We start from the raw sequence: 21,288 nt of genomic DNA on the forward strand, positions 1-21,288 counted from the left end.
ACTAACAAGATTTTTGATAATGATTATCATTTTCGTAGTAAATGTATCAGACAACGATATCTAGTGTCAATATGCAGATTCCACTGAATAACAAAACCCAAAATCATATTCCCCGTATTAGCTTTTCAGCCCTTTTATCCTTTTTCATTTCTCGACTTGAATCTGTATAATCAGTCCATGAGTCCAGGATTACTCTTGGCTCTGCCTCAATTATATCTTTTGCCTTTTCTAAATTCCCTTGTTTGAAAGCAGCGATAATGGAGATTAAATCCGTACGATCTAACAATTTTACATGGTTAACCCCCGCCAAAGTCTCACATGAATCCGTATATGCAGATGTTGCAATCAAAATGGACTTTTTCGCTTTATAAAATCTCATTGAGGAATATACCTCTTGCACACCACTAATTCCTACTAAATTATCAATCTTATAACGTTTTGCTTGCACGACATTACGAATCCCAGAGCGATCTGTAAAAACTAGGTCAGCCCCAAAATCTCTGCTCCCCACTGTTTTATAAACCTCTTTATAGCCTAAAGCATGAAACAGTCTGTACAGATATATCTCAAATTCGGAGCCATCAAGCATTTTATCTATATCATGGATATCGATAGACAATGGATCAATATCTTTCGTTATTTGTCTCGTATTTGGAGATTTTTTGAGGAAGCCTCCAAATTTCAGAAATATTGCAACACCTATAATCAGAATTAAAAGCAAGAAAAAAATCAATTCCATCTCGTATTCTCCTATCAATGATTTTTCATAGCTAAATATAAAAAGTAGCTATGATTTGCTTTGAGGACTAGTCCGTATCTACCAATAACCCCCATTTTAATCCTTGATTATTATATAACAATTGTAAAAATAAGTAACTTAAAAAAGAAAAGCACCTCAATGAGATGCTTTTCATCGTATATATACCTACAGTCCTGACACAGCAACTATTACCATGCTGTCAGAAACAATCTAGTAGTGTTGTTGTGGCTCCTAATGAATGCAAGTCATTTCATTCTTTTTATTATTCATTCTCCGTAACTTTAGAAATATATGAATAATATATCAACTGAATCGCCTATATTTATATTTTTAAGCACATTAGCAGGCACATTTTCAGTAAAGATTGTAAGCCCCTGATTTGTTTTTCCTGTAACAATTCCTGTATATTTCTCTCTTTGCTGTTCGAAAAGAGTTTGTTGTGATTACCTACTGGATTAGAAAGACTCGAAGGGATAGCTGCATGCGCTGTTATAACCTCTAACCCTGGAAGATTCGCCCCCAATAAGGTTCCGACACTTAATACGCCTGTTAAAACTAGCTTTTTCATAGTTGCATCTACTCCATTCACCCATTTGCCATATCTAGTAAAATTTTCATCTAATCCCCTTAAAGTTGTAATAATTATAGTTACATATTATTTTGTAAGTAAACAAAAAAACCTTACACTTTTGTAAGGGGAAAATGAATATATAGACACAGATATATATAGTGCATTCTTATTGATACATCAATTTCTCTTCTTCGTTTCCTTCCTATTTCTTCAAAAAATCCCCTACAAGCATGCTCCGTTTTCCCTATAGAAAATCCCCTCCTAGTCAATACAGCAAGGTTTTTTGCTTCTTCCTGTCTACTAAGAGGGGAAAATATCAGAAACGATCTATCATTACTTTTCCACCCTCATAGGTGATAGCCGCAAATGACTGGCTTTTCTCCATTTTGTATTTCGCCGGATCGTTTCCCTAGATTTTAAACTTTGCCAATAATCCCTGAAGCTCTTCAGCCATGCCTGCCAAGGAAGCAGCGGCATGAGTGATTTCCTCCATTGTCGCGAGCTGTTCCTCTGTAGATGCAGAAACCTCCTGCGTGCTTGATGCCGCTGTTTCTGCTACCTCCGTAATCATTTCCATGGAACTGACCATTTCCCTCGATCCCTCTGACAATTGTTTAATTGCTGCTGTAACCTCCTGTATTTGGGCTGTCACCTGCTCCACAGTTACTTGAATCAGTTCGAAGGAATCTCCAGCCGTATTAATCAGGTTGATCCCCTCTTCGGCTTCCCGGGTAGCCAAATCCATCGAATGGACAGCTTGATTCGTCTCTTCCTGAATGCTCATAATCAGCTTATCCACTTGTTCAGCCGAATGGGTCGATTGCTCTGCCAGTAATCGGACTTCATTGGCAACAACAGCAAATCCCCGACCATGCTCGCCTGCTCGTGCTGCTTCAATAGCTGCATTTAATGCTAACAAATTGGTTTGAGTAGCGATATTTGCGATAACGTCAACAATTTTACCGATTTCCTCGGAACGCTCACCCAAGCCTTTAATGACGCTTGCCACCTTTTTCACTGTATGATTAATGGAACTCATCTGTTCTACTGCGGTCTGAATCGAATGACTGCCTTCTGTTGCTTTAACAGATGCTTCAATCGCTTTGGCTGTTACCTCTTCAGAATGGGAGGCCATTTGCTCTACGCCCAATGACATGCGCTGTACGGTTTCCGAGGTTTCTTCTACGCTATGAAATTGCTTTTCTACCCCGGAAGCTAATAACTGGATCGTCGCGCTGATTTGTTCTGTTGCTTTGCTTGTCTGATCTGCATTTGCAGTTAACTCTTCAGCCGAAGCAGCTACCTGATCTGCACTTAAACCTACTTGCCCAATCAGATTGCGAAGATTCGTCTGCATCTGCTGGAACGATTGAGACAGTAATCCAATCTCATCCTCCCCTTTCACGCTAATCTGTTCAGTTAAATCCCCTTCACTAATTTTACGGGAAGCCCTTATTAAATTTTTCAACGGTTTGGTAATGGAAAGAATGACGAAGATCATCAAAATTGTACCTGCAAGTAAAGCCACTGCAATAACGACTAGAGTTTGAGTAAAGATAGGCTGAGCTGCCTCTTGAATCTCGGAGGCGAACATATTTCCGGCTATCTTCCAACCCGTTACTTTATTTGTTTCAAATGCGATAAATTCATTTGTTTCATCTAGTTTTATCTGACCTGACTTCTGTGCAAATATCTCATCTTCCCATTTCTCCTTAAAATCAGTTCCGCTTTTTATCGTGGGATGAACCAAATATTTGCCTGTTTGATCGATAATAAATGCATAGCCCTGTTGCCCAATTTTAACCTGTTGGACGATCTCAGCCAGATTATCTAAATTCAAATTCATTGCTACTACCCCGGAATTGTCCTCAAGTGCTTTCGCAATGGTTACGACCACCTTGCCCGTGGATGCCGATACGTAGGGCTTCGTAATAATAGCTTGTCCTTTTTTCGCGACAGCTTCCTGGTACCAAGGTCTGTTCCTTGGATCATAGTCGGCCGTCATCTTCTGAATAGGCTCTTGTATCATTACGCCATCTTTGGTTCCTACGAAAACACTAACCAATTCGGAATGCAGAGCGTAATATTCCTTCAATCTTTCTCTTATGGGAGCTTGCAGTCCCCCTTGTAAAAGCGGTGCGGTGATTTGCTTGGAAAAGTACGTGATATCATGGATGTTGGGATCTATCGTATCGTTGATAATTTGATCCAGCATATTAACACTTCTGATACCGAAATTGTTAATTTCCTCCTCCATTTTGTCTGCTGCAACTTGATAAGACATCATACCAATTACGATACTTGGAATGATTAAAATAAGCGCAAAGGAGAAAATTAATTTTCTTCTAATCGTCAAAGTAAATTTAAATTTCCGTGCCATATTTTTTAAGTTTCCTCTCCATGCATTTTTTTCGTTGTTTTAATGTTTATCGGAAAAAAAATTCACGGAGAATATAGCTATCACACATTCTTGCTATGGTAATTAATGACAAGCGGAAAACAGGATGCCTACGGGCCTAAATGGGGTTCCTAGATGATCAAGATAAGGTAAAAAATGACATAAATTTTCCCTTCTAAAGCTCATGAAAAACGGCAGTATTACTAGACCAATTATCACTTGATAAACAATAGTTAAAAAATTATAATTTAACGTAAAATTCAATACAAAGGAAGGGTACATACATGGAGATATTAGAAAAATATATTGAAGCAACGAACACCCACAACTTCAGTGAAGTGAAAAAATTACTGCATCCAAATGCCATTTACTACTTTTCCAACCACACCTGTACTACTCATCAAGAAATACAATCATATTTTGAAAACGCTTGGTCCATCATTCAAAACGAGATTTATAAAGCCCGAGATATTCAATGGCTACATGTAGGTAATGACTCTGCAACCTGCACGTATACATATTGCTATGAAGGCTATATGAACGGCGAGTATACCAGTGGGCAAGGAAGAGCGACAAATGTATTCGTCAAAAAATCTGCCGAATGGTTGCTTATTCATGAACATTTAAGTCCTTTGCCTGCAGAAAAGATGTAGGAAGCTAAACCTTTTGGCGTAGCTTTCGCCTATTCACTAACAGCGGCATTTGTAGCAATATACTCTCTTTGGAGAATCCCCATGTGAAAAATGTCGCTCCAATTTCCATCTCTAAAAATGTATTCTCGTGAATTTCCTTCGTGCTTAAATCCCACCCTTTCATATAAGGCAATAGCTTTTTTGTTAAAGGAGAATACTCGTAATGATACGCGGTGCAGGTTTAATTCCAAAAAGGCATAATCCAGTAGCAGCTTCATTGCCTCTGTTCCATAGCCTTTTCCCCAATACGCCTTTTCCCCAATGTCGATGATGCATTCAGCATTCCGATTTTTACAATCAATGTGAATGAGTGAGACGATCCCAATAGGGGTTTCCGACTCCTTCTCGATAATCATATAGCTTTTCGATGTACTTGCTCCCAAAATAACCTGATTCACAAATTCTTCTGTGCTATCAAATGTAAACAGATCAAGAGACGGATTGGTAGTTCGCATCACTTCCATATCATTTCTCCATCTATGATAGACAGCTACATCGTCGGCAACCATTTTTCTAAAATAAATTCTTGCAGATTGAAACAACATCGCCTTATTCCCCCTTTTACATATTCCTCAGCTTATTTTTCTGCAATCGGACAAAGCATTTCCCTTAATGAAAACAGCAAAACCTCCAATTGCTCCTTCACCTTTGTTTTTTCTGGGCCCAAATGAGCGGTATCCAGCATTAAACCATCCATAAATGAAATCAGATAAAGCGAAATAGACTTAACTGGAATACGCGGAAAAATATCCCCCTGCTCGATTCCTTTGTGAAAAAAAGCGGTTATTACCTCAGCCAGACGTTGATAGCGTACGGTGACATAAGGATAGCTATCTCGATTCTTGCGGTAATTCGTTGATAAAAAAAACTCCGAATTGGCCAGCAAAAGAGATTGATCAAGTCTTTGCATCTCCTGCTCCTGCTGATTAATCCAATTGGTTATCTGTTGCCAGGACGTGCCTTTCTCATCTATACGAAAAAACATCGCATCCTTTTCATCTTCAGCATGAAGGAGTTCAATATACACATGCTCGACGTTATCGAAGTACGAATACAAAGCCCCTCTCGAGACATCTGCCTCGTCCATGATGTCCTGCATCGTAGCTCGTGTATACCCCTTTTTTACAAACACCCGTTTTGCCGCCTGTAACAAATCCATTTTCTTTTGCTTTTTGTATTCCTCGCTTACTCTTGGAGCCATAATAGTTCAAGCCTCCTGTAAAATATACATCGTTGTCGTTTTTGTTGGTATGTTTATTATAAAAGACATTAATGTCGTTTTCAATAAAAAGAAGTAAAAAGATTCCATTTGATTTTAAAACTCTATAAAAAGAAAAAAGAGCAGCTTTATCACCGCCGCTCCAATATCCTATATTTTATGCTATATGGATGCTTAAGGTTGTCCCATAAGTCAGTCGCGTATTTTTCGCTCATACTCAGCGGTAATAAGGTCGCCTGTCAGCTTATCAGAAAGTAAATAAAGAAGAATATGAAGCTTAGATTGCTGGTCAGGTGATACGTTCTGTTCGATTAGCCAATCATAGTAGGTATTTTTTTCGCGCAATAAGGTTCCCCCTCAGCTATTCTCTAAGCTACGAACCAGAGAAGCCATTCAATCGCCACAACAATCTCCTGAATTGTTCCATCAGGAAGATTGGAGTTCGCTTTCAAAAAGTTCCTTACTTGATCCTTTACATAAACAATAGCGTATTCTTCTTTTTGTTCCCACCCTTTGATGAGTCCTTCCAGATGATCTGCTATTTTATTAGACCATCTTTTAAATGATTGAGCCGCCGCAGGAGATAGCTTACTAATCGCTCTTTCTAACGTAGCGCCCCCTTTTCTAATGTGTTTAATGACTATTTGTACACCTTCTTTTGTAATATGAGACTTCCATCCATAGGCCCCTGCCTGTTGTGCCCCAACCTCACTGTTCGGTACTGCTACAGCCTGCTGTGCGGAGGACGCGGTTGATGCTGAAACGGGAACTGCTAGAGATACAGCCAATAGTGACGTAGACAAAAGACTTACAATCATCTTTTTAGATTGTTTACGCATAAATCTACCTCCATTCAAATTCAACTTACACCTTCATCATAATTAGGTAATAAATGTAAGTAAATGGGTCTAATCTATCAAATGTTAACCTTTTACTATACGAGATTAACATTTAGTATATGTAATTTATATATAGTATTCGTTAACTGTACAATGTGACTAGATTGATAGAAATCCACCATATTTTTTAGTCATGTAAAAACCCTGAACTTTTGCTTCAGGGCTTTGTTTTTCTATTTTTATTCCAATTTATGATTACTACTTCTATCAGCATAATCTAGCAGAGAAAGCTAAATACCCTTAAAGGAACCGGAGTCATTTTATACACATTCATATACCTATACTAAACAAATAGCATTTTTTCCGTCCTCGTTTTTTTGCTTAAACCAAATAGAACAACCATACTACACTAACTATAAATACGATTACATTTCTTCAAATTTAGTTTGTAAATAAATTATATAGATGACCAAATACATATGAATCTGAACCATTATACCCAGTGAAATATGAAAACTTGTCATATTTTGTTTAAAGCGAAAGAGGGTTTCTCCTTTTTTATTTTAAAGGAAAACCTCAAGACACCATGCAAAATACCATATAGGAGGCAATAAACAGTTTTATCGCATACATGTATGCTTTTTACCGTACAAAAGGATGCCATTAAAATAGCTGGATTCAAGATAACGTCTCAACGTAAAAAAACAATATATGGTTGTAAATGAGACGACATTTAGTCAAAAACAACAACTAGTTGTGGATGATGGAAAAATTAGTACAACAGTTGTTTTATACACCAATTTGTACTGAAAAAGAAGCTAAGGAGAAAAAGGCAAGGGATTTTTTGGTAAAAAAACACATCTTAAATTGGTTATTTTTGTAATATTTGTTATAATAAAACAAAAGGAGGGTGATTCTTTTGATGAAAAGATTTTCGTTAAGCTTATTGGCATTTCTTACTACATTAAGCATGACAACATCTGCTTTTGCATCAATTGAAAGCACAGCAGCTTCTCCTATTGAACAAAGCGCGGAATATACTTATACCTACCATGGAATTACCTTTGCTGGCCCAAATCCATTGAGTGAGACTCAATTGGAGAGTATGTATGAGAGCATGATGAAAGAAATTCGAACATCAATCATCGACGGACCTGGTGGAAGCGCTGAAATTGTCTATGGTCCAAAATACGATCATTACGACCATAGTGCCCACAGAGAAATGGCTGATATCATTGTTTCTTGGGTAGCAGAAAAGATTCCGATTCCAACAAAAAAATTAAAAAAGGCACTATTAGGTTGGACTATTGCGAAGCTCTCTGCATGGAGCAAGAAAGCATTAGCTGATACTTATGTTGGATATTGGGTTTGGAAGGTACAGGATTCCGACATACAATCTGATATTTACTACGAGACGGTTGTTCATTACAAAGATGAAAATTTTAAGAAACCGAAAAAAGTAGAGTATTACGAAATAGACCGAAAAAAGTGGTAATCCATATCTAAAAATGGGAGTATCTCTTTCGTTTTTAGGAATTGGGAGGAACACATATGAACCATGAAAAAAGATACTCCATGTTTATCTTTTTTGTTTTTATTAGTATATGTATAAAGCTGAATTATTGGGTCGATTTCCTATTTACCAACTTTTATCTTGCATCAATAATTGAGCTATCCATCATTTTTCTTATCCTTACATTCTTTGATTCGTTTCTGACAAACGCAGTTAAACGGTTTTGTGAAAGATTTAGCATCAGACTTGTTTATCTTTATCTAGTCTACATTGTCTTATATTTGGTTGTGTTTGGACTAATCATCCCTTTACCCGCCTGATTCATTTCTAGAATATAAATCATTCCACCCAGATTGCTTTCAACAACGGATCAGCATATCCCTCTGCTGATAATAAGATGAATAAAATGATAATATTTCAATCCTGTTCCTTCCTTAGATTATCCTCTTTGTTTATTCTCTTTCCATGTAGCATCAACAAGCCTCGTTCCTTCTGTTTTTTCATCATAAAATCCTTGCACTGCCTCCAATCTCTTTTTTCAATCAATAGTCCCTTACATCTAAGGCCATCAGTGATAAAATGAAAAAAATGCGTGCAGAAAGGAGCTTATCATGGAAAAAGCCACACTGGAAGCCTATTGTCTGAAGCACCCGGGAGCGGTTCATGATTACAAAGCGGAATGGGAAGCAGATCTTTATCAGGTAGGAGGAAAAATGTTTGCAATGCTTGGTGGAGATTCTAACGGAAAGCTTATCCTATCCTTAAAATGCGATCCAGTCCGAGCCGAACAGCTAAGAGAAGCATATAAGGGGATTATTCCTGGTTACTATTTGAATAAAAGTCATTGGAATTCTATTTATTTAGATGCTAATATTCCTACTGAATTATGGGAGAAGCTGATTACTCATTCTTATGAATTGGTTTTTCATAAGCTACCTAAAAAAATTCAAAAGGAATTAGTAAAATAGTGCTGCCAAAAGAACAAAAAAGCTACTGACAAAGTATGCTAGTCAGCAGCTTTTGCTTATTTACCGAACGTGGACTTGGAGACCGCTAACATTACCACCGTCCGTTCTATCAATCGCTCTATCAGTAAATATGGAGACAGCTGGTTTCCCCGGACTCTGAAATACATAGCCTCCCCAATGATCACCGCCATCAACCTTATACCCAGTAACATCTATTCCAGTTATGCTTTTGATGAGCGGTTTGCCCACTGACATTGCTTCGTCTTTTGATTTGATACTATAACGATCAGTATCATAATCTACGCGATACACTTGACCTGTTTTTGCTCCAATCTCAACAGAATATTTGTCGTGATACTCATCTTCCTTATTGGAGAGCGTCCACCTATCTTCTTTTTCATCGGAGGTCTTGTTTGCATGATTAAATGAGAAGTCATTTTTATTTGAAAGTTTCATTAACGCTTTTTGAGCTATGGTCACATACTTTTTATCCACATTATCCAGATTGTAATCTAAAGAGTAATGGTCCACTTTATTTGTATTCAGATCGACACTAACCCTCTGGTTAACTTCTGACATAAGAGTCATGCCTGTTCCTGATTTGTTTTTATAAAGACGGACCGTTTGAAAATTATCATGTAGATTCGTTTCCTTAATCCGATTTCGTGCGGTCTCTACATATTGTTGATAGATATTCGGCAGCTCATCTATATTATATTCAGCCGTGACGCTTATAACCTCTGTAGTTCCAGCTTTAAACCACACGATTGCCTTTCGATCCTCTGTCTTTTCTGTCTTTAAAGTATAGGAATCAGTGGCTTTATCCAACTTTTCAAAATGAAAATCCTTATTAATCCCAAACGCTTTTTTTATTTCTGTTTGAGCAGCCGTAATATACTTTTGCTCTATTACATCCTTATTTCCTGATGTGTCTATTGAAGAAGAGGTTTCTACTGAAGAAGAGAATGGCTTCATCCAGATAAAAGCAAATAACGCTGCACATGTGATAAGTCCTTTTGCCGCCCATCCCAAATATGCTTTCCGTCTTTTTTGTTTTTGCATCATTCTTCTCTCCTTTCGTATATTTTCTACTATCACTTGCTTGCGCTCCCAAGAAAGGACCTGATTGGGGAAATGGTTTAACTCTTCCAATATCATTTGTTCATCTTGTGACGGCATCTTGAATCACCTCCGAAACAGGAACATTCCGTTTTTTTTGAACAGCTTTTATCGCCCTATGTAAAGTGAGATTTACTTTTCCTTCGCTCCAGCCCAATACCTCCGCAGTCTCCCTGCTAGATAACCCCTTGATACCGCGCAATATCAGCACGTCCCTATAAGATCGTTTCAACTGATTGATGATGTTGTAGAGAAGACGTTTATTCTCGCTTAATTCTAAGGATTCTTCAGGTGTTTTATCTGGTGAAACGAGATGCTGCAGGAATATATCCGGCAACCAGCTTATTAGTTTTGTCTTACGCTTTTCATCAATGGCAACATTTCTAGCAATGGCAAACAGCCACGTTTTGGGATTTGCAATCTCGGTATAATGGATAGCCTTTAGGGCACGAATAAAGGTCTCTTGTACAAGATCGTCTATATCCGTCCGCCCCGTATAATAGACGAGAAAACGATATATATCAGTGCTGTATGCTAGAAACCATTGTTCAATACGCGCTCCAGCATTGTCATCCAATTGGGTTCCACCTCCTTATCACTGTATAGACGGAAGAGCTTCTGCTGATCTTTCACTTTTATTATAAAATTTTTTTTGGCTGCTCTTCTCTTGCGGGGGCATAGGTTGTAGCTTTTTTACAATACGTTTGGAAAATCTTTTTTCACCGAGTCATTCATGTGAAACTTTACAATGAAATTCCTCATTTTACTTGCTATTTTATAAAGCATTTACTTAAATATAAATGTGTGGGCAAACGTGTCATGTTAGGCCAGTTTACTTCACCCTTGTAATATTTTCATAATCTTCATTTAATATACACAAATGAAATACGCAGGTAAAAAAGGAATAGAACAGCATACGCTTCTTTCGTTCACAAACCATGATGAAAATCACAAGAAGACTTCCAAGAAATTTGTTGAAGACAATAATTAAAAAAGGGGAAAAGGTTAGATGAATTTTTTAAAAAAGATATTCGGCGGCAAGAACAACGGAGAAAAATCAAAGGACGGCACTACGATTTACAAATATGAAGAATCAGCTAGCTATTCTCCTCCAGCGCCAATGGAATATGTAGAGGAAATCGCGGAACATTTTGAAGCAGTATTTCCCGGAAGAGAGAGCAGTGTTTTTCATGAGATTATATCTGATACCATACATATTGATGTGAATATATTGAAGCCTACGGAAGAAGAGCCCTTTTGGGTCTTATATACAACCGGTATGAGTGATTTACCAATGACAATACCAGATGAGGTGCAAGAGCAGCTTGATGAGCAATTCGATCGGGCAGAAGTTATGATGTTCCTGCCAGCTTCTTGGGAACTAACACAGGAATCGATGCAGGATGAAAATAATTATTGGCCGATCAGACTGATGAAGCAAATGGCTCGTTTTCCTCATCAGTATAATACCTGGTTAGGATATGGACATACCATCCCCAATTATCAGGACTATGAACCATATGCAGATTCTACTGGGTTAAACGGAGTTCTCATCTTCCAGTTAAAAGAGGAAATCAGCGTCATTCCCACAAAGGACGGCAATAAAGTTTACGCCTATTTCCTGCTACCTTTATATAAAGAGGAAATGGAATATAAATTAGAGCATGGCATGGACGCGTTGATGGAAAAATTATCGGAGTTAGGAGATGAAGTGCTGATTTTACAGCCGAATAGAAGGAATACTTGTGGGTAGTTTAGTTAGGCATCAAGAGCAAGGTTTTTTTCGATTCTGATTTACATGCGGAAAACTACTCACGTTATGTTTGGTAGTCATATGTTATTTCTGGTTTTATAAAAATAGGCAACACGAAAAGCCCTTGGGATTCAGCGAACCATTAAACTCCTGATTAACTCACGTTCTGTATTTGTCTTTTCTGCCTTATGCAATTGCTCCGCCAAAAGCAGAATTGAAGATTTTTTTAAGCCCTGAACATTTGCATAGTGTTCTAGTTTCTTAAGTGATGGCTGCTTCTTTTTATTTTTTTCGGTTAGATAACTAACAGAAAGATCAAGTTCTCTACTCATTTCGGTAGCTGTATATCATGGTGACAGGAGACTATTCACCACAGAAATTCAGGGATACTTCCCTATTCTAACACCAGCTAATTTTTTTAATATCATTGCTGCCCGGAGCGACCGACCCCGAAAAATTGAATAGAAAGGTGTGAAGTGAATACCACATTAGAATCATTACGGTCGTTAACCAACGTTAGTAATAAAACCGGTTACACCCTTAACGTGGTGAAAACCGGTTTCTTATAACTTCCTATTTATTTCTATTGCTCTCTAGTAACCTTTGTAATTAACCATTCTTCGTTATATTTAGTTATAGTTAAGTTTTCGGTGTAATTTGTTGGTTGCTCGTTTTCTTTTGGAGATGAGCTAACGGTTACAACCAAACTATATTCATTATCGGAAATTTTTTCAATTTTCGTATCTACGATATGATCAAGATGTTGATCTTTAAAGATGTTGAGGTGATCTTCTTCAACAGCTTTCTTTGCTTCTTCCCCGGTTACTTTCATGAGTAACTCTTTATCACCTTTATACTCTGCTTCAATGTATTGAATAGCTAAATTCTTTAGAGTGGATTCGACATTTTGACTCATAGTAGATTGATTTCCACATGCTGCAAGTAACAAAAAAGAAAGCAATAAGGTAATAAACGGAATTAGCTTCATTTTAAATTCCTCCTTTAATCAAACCACCAGTCTTTTACTCCTCTGTAAATCTTATTAGCAATCTCATCCTGTCCTGAGTTTGACTTCAAATATTTCAAATCAGAACTATTGGATATAAAACCTGTTTCAGTCAAAATTGCGGGCATTTTAGTTCCACGTAAAACTGCCAAGTTACGGTTGTCTTCGTATGGAGATTTATAGTCGCGTAGGACATCGATAACTCTGTTGTGGACAAAATCGGCAGCCTCTCTACTTAATTTAATATGATGATTGTTAGGATATATTACAGTGGTTCCTTTAACACTGGAATTTGAACTGGAATTGATATGTACACTAATGAAAATATCTGCTTTTTTTTCATTAGCAAGTGCATATCGTTTATCAAGATCAATATACTTGTCTGTTGTGCGAGTCATATATACGGTGGCATTTAATCTATCTTCGAGATAATCTCTGAGTTTTTTTGCGATCTCAAGATTCAAATCAGCCTCTTCCGTTCCGTCGCTTCCTATTGATCCAGGGTCTTTTCCACCATGACCGGGATCAATAACTATGACTGGATCAGCATCTGGCTCATTTCTCATAGGAGACACTTTTTGTTTCTTACTTTTTTCTTTAACCTCAGTTGGACGTTCAAAAGGAACTGAGAAATCGTACATATCAAGATATCCGATTGGAGCACCATCAATTAAAAAATCTATTTCTTTGATATCGTCAAACTGATAAGCTGTTCCCAACAATGAGTCCAAAATAAACCCAACATTGTGGTTATTTGTCAAATTATCCTGAAACTCATGATTCAGATCAATCGTAAGCTTTTCCCCATCAAAGTATAGGTTATTTATATCGGTTCCCTTTGGAATCTCGCTAAATGCCTCACTGTTTTCATAATTGCCTGATAATAATTCGTGCAAAGCAAATGAGACTTTTTCTTTAGTACTGTTTGCGTCCTTAGGAATATCAATTTTTATAGTTCGATCTAGACCATTCAAATTTTTTAATACGATTATACCTTTTTGTTCTTCTTTTAGAGCAAATGCACTTTGACCTACAACTCCAAAGAGTAATAAGCATGTAAGAGTGGAGGCAAGGATTCTACGCAATACAAACAACTCCTTTAAACGAATTTTGATAAAAATTGTTACATTAATGTAGGGCTTGTACTAAGATCGAAAAGAATGACTTCCTCCTTTCAAAATTTTTACAGCTGATACATAATAATTATATTCAAACTGTTTATCTTACCTTTAGGTTTATTTAACTTCCTGTTTGTTCGTTCCGTCTGTTTTAACACGGTGAAGATTTGCTTTTTGTCTACCTTCCCAATAAAAAACCCATCCTTTTGCGATATTAAGCCGCTCTACAGTATCATCTAAAATCTTTGTTTTATTGGTACCATCTATCCTAATTTTATATAATTTATTGTGGTCCATGTCATTGCTGTAATAGATCCATTCATTATCCACAACAACCGAATTAATGGAATCATCAGTTAGTTTTGTGCTTTTTGTTCCATCTATCTTCATCTTATATAATTTGAACTTATCCCTCCCATTGGCGAAATACAACCACCCATCCGAATAGCTAAGGAAGTTTACACGGTTATCACTGATTTTCTCTTTACTGCTCCCGTCATTCTTTATACGATAAAAGGCACTATCATCGTTTCCATTACGATAGAAAACATATGGTTCCAATACCAATAGTTGCTCCGAATAATCATCGGTAATTTTTTGTTTACCAGACCCATCCGTTTTCATTCTATACATCACAGGCGTATACCCGGAATAGTCCGAGTAATAGATCCAATCATCCACTACGTTGATATAACCTGATGGTTCCTTGGTTAATTGGGTTTTGGAAGTGCCATCCGTTTTCATCTTATACATCATAGCGTTTTTATCTAATGCTCGATAATAAATCCAATCATCTACAACATTGAGATCATAAGCTTGATCATCTGTGATTTTTGTAGGATTTGATCCATCTGCCTTCATCTTGTACAACTTATTTTGATCATTCGTGTTAGCATAATAAATCCAATCATCTGAACTTGAACTAATGAACCCCATGTTTGTAATATTACCAACAGTATTTCCCATCGATTGATTACTTACATCTGTGCTAGCACATCCAGAAAGGTTTGTAGCAAGTAGGATCATCACAATGAATGAGCTTATTATTCTCATGGTTCCCTCCTAAAAATAATTTCCCCTTGAGGTGCCAAGGGGAAATTGTATTACCTACTGGTCGGATGTTTCTTCACTGTATAGTTCATTGTACGGGTTAGGTACAAAGCCATCTTCATCTACAATTGATTGGACATCTAGACTTCTTGGTTGCTCCACATAGTTTAGAGGGTCTACAGGTACTGATTTATTTGATCTATCAGGTTCCTTCGAAGATTCTCGTGTTTCAAAATGCAGGTGGACCCCTGTTACTTCACCGGTTTCTCCCATCAAGCCCAATTTTGTTCCTTTTGAAACTTCCTCATCTACATCTACGATAGGCTTTTTGTGCAGATGTGCATACCTTGTTTGAACCCAATCATTTTTTCTAAGTTTGTGGTTTATATAGACTACATTTCCGTAGCTACTAGACTCTTCAGAACGAATCACTGTTCCCCGATAAGCTGCTACGATTTTGTCTCCTGGAACCCCTCTTTTCACAGGAGCGATGTCCAGTCCAGCATGCAACACTCTCTTCCCTGTTAAAGGATCTTTTCGATATCCAAAATCACTATTAATTTTACTGGTGTCTGGTACAGGCCACTTGAACGGATACGTACCAGGATCTTCTCTGTTAGGTTCGACTTTAGCATGTGCGGAAGAAATGGTGAGAATAGACGCAACTGCAAGGATACTTGCAATAAGTTTTTTCTTTTTCATATTCATAACAACCTCTCTTAATAAATATTACCATCAATGATATTTTTTGTAAATTTTCAGTATAAAATATTATCTAAATCAAATTGAGACAACTATACGGAGAAACACACTTCTGACTACCATCCCAGAACTCTGTGAACATAGGCTATTTCCTCTTTAGGAGGAGGAGTCACATCTAACTTTTTTGAGTAAAGGTTCTGAGAAATTCTGTGAATCGCAACCACGCTGTGTTAAGATAGGGATGTATTTAATGTTTTGTTATTGGACGTTCCTCGCTGGCCGGCTGGGAACGTCCTTTTATCTTTCATCGATCATCACCTCCTCCAAGATTCTTTTAAATTCTCTCTCCTGTTGATGTGATGTTTGATTTTTATTTTGAGACTTGACTGCTGACTTTTGAAAGCCAATAGATTTCTGATCATTGTTTTTATTCTGCAAAAAATCTATAGGGTCTGAGTCACTCCACGCTAGCATATTATTTCCTCCTAATCAGATTTTTCTCATTTTCTGTCTGAAATATCTTTACTTAGTTTGATTGGGTGCATAATCAGGGAAGGCAATAGCTGAAAAATGGCTATTTCAAAAGGGTTTTGTAGTTTTACTGTACAGCTTATTCTACGTTAACAGTTATTTTATTGTTTTCGTAATTTTTTGAATTGAAACGATATATTCATCCAGTTGCTGACTCAATTGCAACATTGCTGGACTTGAAAAATATCCTTCTTGGATAAATAATTCTACTAATTTCTGGCGTACGACCTCAAGATCGTCATTCTGTGATAAAATGCCAGCATAATGTAGTGATTGGAAAGAGGACATTTCTGTACTGTGGGAATGAGGATTTTCCTTTTCTATTTCAAGCTCATTATTACATCAACCTCCCCCTTATTAACCAATATTTACTAATTAAACTATACATCAGCTTTCATCAAAATCCTGACTGAGAAAAATGTATAAAAAGTTAACGCGGTAAAAATAAGTTAATACTTAGGTTAGTTTTTTATCGGAACCAGACATCAAAATAACATAAAAAAACGTTTATGCGGAGGTCTCTAAACATCCGTATAAACGTCATACAAGGTGGAAGTGCTATATGATTAAGGGAAACATATTAAAATAGAAGTTGAATAAGAATAACTTGGCTCCTTACATCACTTAATACGATTACCCACCTACACCATGTTGATAAGCTATAATTGCCATGATAGCTACATGAACTCCACTAATTAATCTGGTTGACACGGCTAACGAAAGTAAAGGTTTCTTCATCCTCACAACCTCCATCCATAATTTTTTGAAAGTAATCTATTTGTTGATCTGATGCATAATCTTTATATTTCCAGAACAATTTCAAAGAACGTTTATACTCCTCATGATGATTGGCAATATCAGCTAAAGCTATACACCTTAATATATCATCCAACCCTGTTCCAATGCGAGAATTTTCAAATTCATACTTAGATTTGTGATACCTGAATTGCAAATATCTACTAACATTTACAGGATCTCTGTAGGAATCAAAACTAATGATTGAGTCAGAAAAACGCTCAAGAATATCATCTATTGAAAATTTATATACATTAGCAGATTGCACAATGGTTATTAGTGCAGGTAATATTTCTTCTGAATGATTTTCAATAAAATTTACATAGTCGGTCAAAATATTTATATTCCCCGATAACAAATCTAGAGTGTATAAATTTGCTTTGCTCCAGACGGAGAACTTTTCTACTTCTCTCTTTCCCACATCATCTAGCAATTTAAACCAACTTAAATCAGCGTATCCTTGAAGGTATTTTTTAGATTTTTCATATTGTCCTTGCATTTCAAGAGCTACACTTTTCAATAAATACCCTTGCCCATAATATACAACGAGATGTCGGTCAGTTGTAAGTGGTTCAATGATATTATTATTAATCTTTCTCAGTTCATCATTGTAAACAGCTTCTGCCAATTCCCTTAATTCATCTGCATATGTCTCAACTTCTTTCCATCTGTGTAATGTAAAACAAATAGTAGATAATTGTAATAATGCATCTAATTGAAATCTCTCTGGCACGCGTTTTCGAAAAGGATGGAATTGAATAATCGCTTTCCAGTTCTCTTCTGCATTCTTTCCCAGATAAACTCTAAATAATTTATAGTGGCTGATAGCTAAACGTTCAGAATGACTGTCCTTTTCATGTTCAGTTATAATCTGATAAAAGAAAGCAGACTCTTTCTTTTTTCCTTTGTCAAACAATGATTCCGCAACAGAAAACAAAATCTCAATGTTCTTTCGATCTTCCAGTAACCTTGGCATAACCAAATTTATGCAGTCAAATTTACTTAGCTCTGAACATCTTATTAAGTAAGACACCATCTTATGACGAATTACTTTCTCATTAGAAAAACATTCATCCACGTACAACGGATAAAACCATCCATCACCATATCCAAATACCCTCGTAATTCGATCAAGTTGTTGTATGGATATAGGACGATTTTTTTTTAAAAAGGTACTCAAATTTCCTATTTTTATATCTGCTAACTTACTTAGCTGTGTTAGATTAAAACCGAATAACATCATGCTCCTTTCAATTTCAGAGCGTAACGTTTTTATTGAACACATTCCAAAAATCCCCACCTGTTGATATAACTGTAATATTGTTTATTTTAACTTATAATACCAATTATTAGTAATATATGTTATAAAAAAGGTGGAAAGATTATAAATAATAAACATTTAAAAGATTAAACATAATGAAAGGAAAAAACATGATTACACGATCTTTTTATTACTTATTGGGGACTCAAACGCTTTCAAATATAGCTGATATTATTTATTTGATGGGTCTGATATCCTTCGTTTTAAACAACACTAATTCGCTACTGATAACTATTTTTGTTCCCTTATTCCGATACTTCTCGAAAACGTTGAGTGGTTTATTAGCACCACTGGTACTCTCAAGGTACAGATTACCTGGAATACTACTTTTTTCGCAATTCGGACAGTTCCTTCTATTTGCTTTGCTGTTATTTTATCTTTGGATGGTTCCAGAGGAGCGCTCATATCCCATCGTTTTTCTAATTGTTTTTGGTATGTCCTTTCTGGATGGGTGGACTAATCCTGTGCGTAATGCGCTTGTGCCCCGTTTAGCATTAGGGGAAGGTTTGATGAAAGCAAATGGTTTCATTTCCGTAAGTGATCATATTGTAAAATGCGCAGGATGGGCTATAAGTGGGGTAATTGTTGTTTTGATTGGCTCGCAATCTACGCTCACGTTAGCGTTGGTCTGTTACTTTATAGCGATGGTGTTTACAGCTCTTATTAAAGATCCTCTGGACATGAATGCAGAAAAGAAAAAGGAACTTGATAAAGAGGAGGATGTAACAGGAAGGGACAAGACTACTAAGGGAAAAGAGTCATTTTGGAATGATTTTTCAGAAGGTTGGAAAATCATTGGGCATAACCGACGTATTCGTATACTTACCATCATTGATACATTGGACACCATTGGGGGAACAGCCTGGATTGGCGTGTTTGTATTGGCTTTTGTTAAGCAAGTCCTGAATCGTGATGAAAGCTGGTTAGGCATCATGAACGGTTCCTTTTTTGCCGGGTCAATTGTAGGTGGTATTTTAGTAGTGGCTTTGGTAAAACGGCTACAAAAGCGCAGTTTTCTCTTCATGCTACTTGGATTTACCGTATATATCCTATTAGCTGTGTTTTTTGCATGTAATACACACCCTCTACTTGCCCTCGTACTCATGACATTAACTGGACCACCAATAGAAATAGCTGCTGTCATAAGAAGGACTCTTTTTCAGCAGAGTATAAATGCTCTCCAGTTGCCCAAAGTATTAGCTGCGTTGGATGTTATGGTCAATCTTACATTTGGTGTTTCTTTATTAATGTTGGGCTGGTTTGCTGATCGATTCGGTATAGCCAATTTGTATCTGTTAGCTGCAATTCTGACAACGGTAGCTGTGATTGTTGGTTTCTTTAATCGTAATACATTTAGTAAAACAGGAGAATTACAAGAGGCTACCTAAGATAAATTCGTATAATTTACTAATAATGATATTATTGGGAGTCCCTTCAATATTAGTTGTTACTGGCATTGAAGGGACAACATAAACAAAAATCCTTCAATTAAATAGTTTAATCATATCTAATAAAAATTGACGAATTTGTAGGAGGCTTTGATTTGTATTCTGCTCTATATTAGAAAGGAGTTTTATCCCTTGATCAGTAATGAGGAAATATTAATATCCCCGCCACCCAACAGCATGACCGTTATCTACTCCCCTGCCCTTTTTCAAATTCATAATTGTCACTGAATAGATTGTCATCATGGCAAGCGATGATAAGGATATCGTATTTCTCATTAGCCAAAATCTTTTTCAAGCTGAAATCAGAATAATAGCGATTGTCTAAAACGGTTAGTTTGTTAAAATGCTGTGCCAGATACGGTGTAATTGGATTCATGTAAGAATCTTTTATCAGCAGGACCTTTAATTGATTATTGGCTTTTGGATTTTCATAAGCGATTTTTCGTTTGTCTCCGCCATATAGGATCTTATATGAATAATCGCTTTCCCCATTTTTGAAACGATAAAAATCAGTAAAGTTCGTGATCACTTCTTTGCCGTCCGTGCTAATAGCCTCAAAATTCTTAAATGTAAACGGCGTTTTTGGTTCATAAATCGGCGTTCTATCTGCATTTTTCGGATTTACAGCATAATTGATTTGAGTATTGTAACTGCCTTTGAAGTTACCGGTTGTTAATGTAGAAACATTGATCTCTTTCAAGGACAGTGGCTTGTCTTCGAATTTGGGAGACTTTTTGGAAAGCTGCGTAATCATTTCCTGATAAGCTATGAAAGCGCCTTTGATATTCCAATGATGGTCGGTTTCGAAGTAAAGCTCCTCCAAGTGTGCCTTGGTAAAGGTATCGAACTTTTCTCCCAAATTAATTACGTTTACATCTTTATCGAGTTTAGACAAGAAATACTCTTTCGATTTAACATAAGCATCAGTTTGGAAATATTTTGGATATAAATGCATCAACGCTTTGGTCCTTGACGGGTTAAAGACGAAGTATGTATCTGTTTTTTGTTTTTTGGCGAATGTAACAGCATCGTTCAATCTTGCCGTCGAGGCGTCGATTTCACTCTTATGAACGACTTTGTTAGGAATTGGCAAAATCCATTTATTGTTCGTCACTACAAGCTTGGACACGATGCGTGAATTTCTTATTTTTGTTCCGTCTTCGGGGTTCCGCGGCTTGTTGGCCTCAAACAAGTTTTCGAACAGCATGGAATTAAAAATCTCTGAATTTTGCTGATTTTGGTAGATTCTAATCATTTCATTGCGAAAAACAATTTGGTCATTCCAATACTGATTTATTTTTTCGAAAAAACTGCCAGTTGTAACGGCTGCTAAGCTGATCTCCGGAAATTTGCTTAATGTCCGATTTTCAATGTCGGAAATCTCTTTATCCGGAGAAATGAAGGTAACAATTGCGAAACCATAAATAATAGCTAAAAATATGACCATATAAACTATTGAAATATGTTTATTCACTTCGATACTCC

Annotated in this window: 22 protein-coding genes; 5 read left to right on the forward strand and 17 right to left on the reverse strand. The window is 36.7% G+C overall.

Translation table 11 applies throughout. The features are described from left to right. Window positions 1–103 precede the first annotated feature (103 nt). The 3 genes from QZ995_RS11810 to QZ995_RS11820 all read right to left on the reverse strand — a co-directional run bounded on the left by QZ995_RS11810 (window position 104) and on the right by QZ995_RS11820 (window position 3,711). On the reverse strand, window positions 104–739 hold the full coding sequence (locus tag QZ995_RS11810; RefSeq protein ID WP_301806969.1) for a restriction endonuclease: 636 nt from the start codon (window positions 737–739) through the stop codon (window positions 104–106). Between the two features lie 343 nt (window positions 740–1,082). Then, a complete protein-coding gene (locus tag QZ995_RS11815; protein WP_301806970.1) occupies window positions 1,083–1,328 on the reverse strand; it encodes a hypothetical protein in 246 nt (81 codons plus the stop codon). Window positions 1,329–1,740: 412 nt separating this feature from the next. Next, window positions 1,741–3,711: a methyl-accepting chemotaxis protein gene (locus QZ995_RS11820; RefSeq protein WP_301806971.1), complete on the reverse strand. Its 1,971-nt coding sequence runs from the start codon at window positions 3,709–3,711 to the stop codon at window positions 1,741–1,743. A gap of 302 nt (window positions 3,712–4,013) precedes the next feature. On the opposite strand from QZ995_RS11820, the gene QZ995_RS11825 reads away from it, so the two are divergent. Further along, window positions 4,014–4,382: a YybH family protein gene (locus QZ995_RS11825; protein ID WP_301806973.1), complete on the forward strand. Its 369-nt coding sequence runs from the start codon at window positions 4,014–4,016 to the stop codon at window positions 4,380–4,382. A 29-nt stretch (window positions 4,383–4,411) separates the two neighbouring features. Here QZ995_RS11825 and QZ995_RS11830 read toward each other — a convergent pair whose 3' ends face one another. The 4 genes from QZ995_RS11830 to QZ995_RS11845 all read right to left on the reverse strand — a co-directional run bounded on the left by QZ995_RS11830 (window position 4,412) and on the right by QZ995_RS11845 (window position 6,479). Further along, window positions 4,412–4,966 carry a GNAT family N-acetyltransferase gene (locus tag QZ995_RS11830; protein WP_301806977.1) on the reverse strand — a complete coding sequence of 185 codons (555 nt, stop codon included), beginning with the start codon at window positions 4,964–4,966 and terminating at the stop codon, window positions 4,412–4,414. A 32-nt stretch (window positions 4,967–4,998) separates the two neighbouring features. Next, window positions 4,999–5,622 carry a TetR family transcriptional regulator gene (locus QZ995_RS11835; RefSeq protein WP_301806979.1) on the reverse strand — a complete coding sequence of 208 codons (624 nt, stop codon included), beginning with the start codon at window positions 5,620–5,622 and terminating at the stop codon, window positions 4,999–5,001. Between the two features lie 210 nt (window positions 5,623–5,832). Continuing rightward, complete coding sequence (locus QZ995_RS11840; protein WP_301806981.1) at window positions 5,833–5,985, reverse strand: hypothetical protein; 153 nt, start codon at window positions 5,983–5,985, stop codon at window positions 5,833–5,835. Window positions 5,986–6,008: 23 nt separating this feature from the next. After that, window positions 6,009–6,479, reverse strand: coding sequence for a hypothetical protein (locus QZ995_RS11845; RefSeq protein WP_301806982.1), 471 nt, complete (start codon window positions 6,477–6,479; stop codon window positions 6,009–6,011). Between the two features lie 922 nt (window positions 6,480–7,401). Between QZ995_RS11845 and QZ995_RS11850 the strand changes: the two genes are divergently transcribed. Both QZ995_RS11850 and QZ995_RS11855 read left to right on the forward strand, forming a co-directional pair. Continuing rightward, complete coding sequence (locus tag QZ995_RS11850) at window positions 7,402–7,974, forward strand: hypothetical protein (RefSeq protein ID WP_301806983.1); 573 nt, start codon at window positions 7,402–7,404, stop codon at window positions 7,972–7,974. Window positions 7,975–8,603: 629 nt separating this feature from the next. Further along, window positions 8,604–8,960 (forward strand): MmcQ/YjbR family DNA-binding protein, encoded by a 357-nt coding sequence (locus QZ995_RS11855; protein ID WP_301806984.1) that lies wholly within the window; start codon window positions 8,604–8,606, stop codon window positions 8,958–8,960. A 60-nt stretch (window positions 8,961–9,020) separates the two neighbouring features. Here QZ995_RS11855 and QZ995_RS11860 read toward each other — a convergent pair whose 3' ends face one another. Next, window positions 9,021–10,139: a hypothetical protein gene (locus tag QZ995_RS11860; protein ID WP_301806986.1), complete on the reverse strand. Its 1,119-nt coding sequence runs from the start codon at window positions 10,137–10,139 to the stop codon at window positions 9,021–9,023. Beyond that, entirely contained in the window at window positions 10,123–10,656 is a 534-nt protein-coding gene (locus QZ995_RS11865; protein WP_301806989.1) for an RNA polymerase sigma factor, read from the reverse strand. Before QZ995_RS11865 ends, QZ995_RS11860 begins: the two co-directional genes overlap by 17 nt. Window positions 10,657–11,088: 432 nt before the next feature. Here QZ995_RS11865 and QZ995_RS11870 point away from each other — a divergent pair, with 432 nt between their 5' ends. Continuing rightward, a complete protein-coding gene (locus QZ995_RS11870; RefSeq protein WP_301806991.1) occupies window positions 11,089–11,832 on the forward strand; it encodes a suppressor of fused domain protein in 744 nt (247 codons plus the stop codon). 583 nt (window positions 11,833–12,415) lie between these two features. On the opposite strand, the gene QZ995_RS11875 is transcribed toward QZ995_RS11870, so the two are convergent. The 7 genes from QZ995_RS11875 to QZ995_RS11905 form a co-directional block, all read right to left on the reverse strand. Further along, window positions 12,416–12,820: a hypothetical protein gene (locus QZ995_RS11875; RefSeq protein WP_301806993.1), complete on the reverse strand. Its 405-nt coding sequence runs from the start codon at window positions 12,818–12,820 to the stop codon at window positions 12,416–12,418. 14 nt (window positions 12,821–12,834) lie between these two features. Next, window positions 12,835–13,923, reverse strand: coding sequence for an N-acetylmuramoyl-L-alanine amidase (locus QZ995_RS11880; RefSeq protein WP_301806994.1), 1,089 nt, complete (start codon window positions 13,921–13,923; stop codon window positions 12,835–12,837). A 150-nt stretch (window positions 13,924–14,073) separates the two neighbouring features. Further along, entirely contained in the window at window positions 14,074–15,009 is a 936-nt protein-coding gene (locus tag QZ995_RS11885) for a DUF5050 domain-containing protein (protein ID WP_301806995.1), read from the reverse strand. Between the two features lie 54 nt (window positions 15,010–15,063). Next, window positions 15,064–15,708 (reverse strand): M23 family metallopeptidase, encoded by a 645-nt coding sequence (locus QZ995_RS11890; RefSeq protein ID WP_301806997.1) that lies wholly within the window; start codon window positions 15,706–15,708, stop codon window positions 15,064–15,066. A gap of 297 nt (window positions 15,709–16,005) precedes the next feature. Then, window positions 16,006–16,182 (reverse strand): hypothetical protein, encoded by a 177-nt coding sequence (locus QZ995_RS11895; protein ID WP_301806999.1) that lies wholly within the window; start codon window positions 16,180–16,182, stop codon window positions 16,006–16,008. A 153-nt stretch (window positions 16,183–16,335) separates the two neighbouring features. Continuing rightward, window positions 16,336–16,527: an aspartyl-phosphate phosphatase Spo0E family protein gene (locus QZ995_RS11900; protein WP_301807000.1), complete on the reverse strand. Its 192-nt coding sequence runs from the start codon at window positions 16,525–16,527 to the stop codon at window positions 16,336–16,338. A gap of 403 nt (window positions 16,528–16,930) precedes the next feature. After that, complete coding sequence (locus QZ995_RS11905) at window positions 16,931–18,319, reverse strand: DNA-binding protein (protein ID WP_301807001.1); 1,389 nt, start codon at window positions 18,317–18,319, stop codon at window positions 16,931–16,933. Window positions 18,320–18,537: 218 nt separating this feature from the next. Here QZ995_RS11905 and QZ995_RS11910 point away from each other — a divergent pair, with 218 nt between their 5' ends. Beyond that, the gene (locus tag QZ995_RS11910; protein ID WP_366919697.1) at window positions 18,538–19,743 is read left to right on the forward strand and encodes an MFS transporter; all 1,206 of its coding nucleotides are present in this window, start codon (window positions 18,538–18,540) and stop codon (window positions 19,741–19,743) included. Window positions 19,744–19,987: 244 nt separating this feature from the next. On the opposite strand, the gene QZ995_RS11915 is transcribed toward QZ995_RS11910, so the two are convergent. Beyond that, window positions 19,988–21,277 (reverse strand): DHHW family protein, encoded by a 1,290-nt coding sequence (locus tag QZ995_RS11915; protein WP_301807003.1) that lies wholly within the window; start codon window positions 21,275–21,277, stop codon window positions 19,988–19,990. Between the last annotated feature and the right edge of the window lie 11 nt (window positions 21,278–21,288).

This window comes from Brevibacillus laterosporus (assembly GCF_030489605.1).
In the GTDB taxonomy this organism is placed as follows: domain Bacteria; phylum Bacillota; class Bacilli; order Brevibacillales; family Brevibacillaceae; genus Brevibacillus_B; species Brevibacillus_B laterosporus_E.

What these genes read in the sequence shown, in the direction of transcription:
- QZ995_RS11860 (WP_301806986.1), bottom strand. Translation starts at nt 10,139, where the DNA reads ATGCCGTCACAAGATGAACAAATGATATTGGAAGAGTTAAACCATTTC.
- QZ995_RS11810 (WP_301806969.1), bottom strand. Translation starts at nt 739, where the DNA reads ATGGAATTGATTTTTTTCTTGCTTTTAATTCTGATTATAGGTGTTGCA.
- QZ995_RS11890 (WP_301806997.1), bottom strand. Translation starts at nt 15,708, where the DNA reads ATGAAAAAGAAAAAACTTATTGCAAGTATCCTTGCAGTTGCGTCTATT.
- QZ995_RS11820 (WP_301806971.1), bottom strand. Translation starts at nt 3,711, where the DNA reads ATGGCACGGAAATTTAAATTTACTTTGACGATTAGAAGAAAATTAATT.
- QZ995_RS11885 (WP_301806995.1), bottom strand. Translation starts at nt 15,009, where the DNA reads ATGAGAATAATAAGCTCATTCATTGTGATGATCCTACTTGCTACAAAC.
- QZ995_RS11870 (WP_301806991.1), top strand. Translation starts at nt 11,089, where the DNA reads ATGAATTTTTTAAAAAAGATATTCGGCGGCAAGAACAACGGAGAAAAA.
- QZ995_RS11905 (WP_301807001.1), bottom strand. Translation starts at nt 18,319, where the DNA reads ATGTGTTCAATAAAAACGTTACGCTCTGAAATTGAAAGGAGCATGATG.
- QZ995_RS11845 (WP_301806982.1), bottom strand. Translation starts at nt 6,479, where the DNA reads ATGCGTAAACAATCTAAAAAGATGATTGTAAGTCTTTTGTCTACGTCA.
- QZ995_RS11910 (WP_366919697.1), top strand. Translation starts at nt 18,538, where the DNA reads ATGGGTCTGATATCCTTCGTTTTAAACAACACTAATTCGCTACTGATA.
- QZ995_RS11815 (WP_301806970.1), bottom strand. Translation starts at nt 1,328, where the DNA reads ATGAAAAAGCTAGTTTTAACAGGCGTATTAAGTGTCGGAACCTTATTG.
- QZ995_RS11900 (WP_301807000.1), bottom strand. Translation starts at nt 16,527, where the DNA reads ATGTCCTCTTTCCAATCACTACATTATGCTGGCATTTTATCACAGAAT.
- QZ995_RS11835 (WP_301806979.1), bottom strand. Translation starts at nt 5,622, where the DNA reads ATGGCTCCAAGAGTAAGCGAGGAATACAAAAAGCAAAAGAAAATGGAT.
- QZ995_RS11875 (WP_301806993.1), bottom strand. Translation starts at nt 12,820, where the DNA reads ATGAAGCTAATTCCGTTTATTACCTTATTGCTTTCTTTTTTGTTACTT.
- QZ995_RS11895 (WP_301806999.1), bottom strand. Translation starts at nt 16,182, where the DNA reads ATGCTAGCGTGGAGTGACTCAGACCCTATAGATTTTTTGCAGAATAAA.
- QZ995_RS11830 (WP_301806977.1), bottom strand. Translation starts at nt 4,966, where the DNA reads ATGTTGTTTCAATCTGCAAGAATTTATTTTAGAAAAATGGTTGCCGAC.
- QZ995_RS11825 (WP_301806973.1), top strand. Translation starts at nt 4,014, where the DNA reads ATGGAGATATTAGAAAAATATATTGAAGCAACGAACACCCACAACTTC.
- QZ995_RS11850 (WP_301806983.1), top strand. Translation starts at nt 7,402, where the DNA reads ATGAAAAGATTTTCGTTAAGCTTATTGGCATTTCTTACTACATTAAGC.
- QZ995_RS11855 (WP_301806984.1), top strand. Translation starts at nt 8,604, where the DNA reads ATGGAAAAAGCCACACTGGAAGCCTATTGTCTGAAGCACCCGGGAGCG.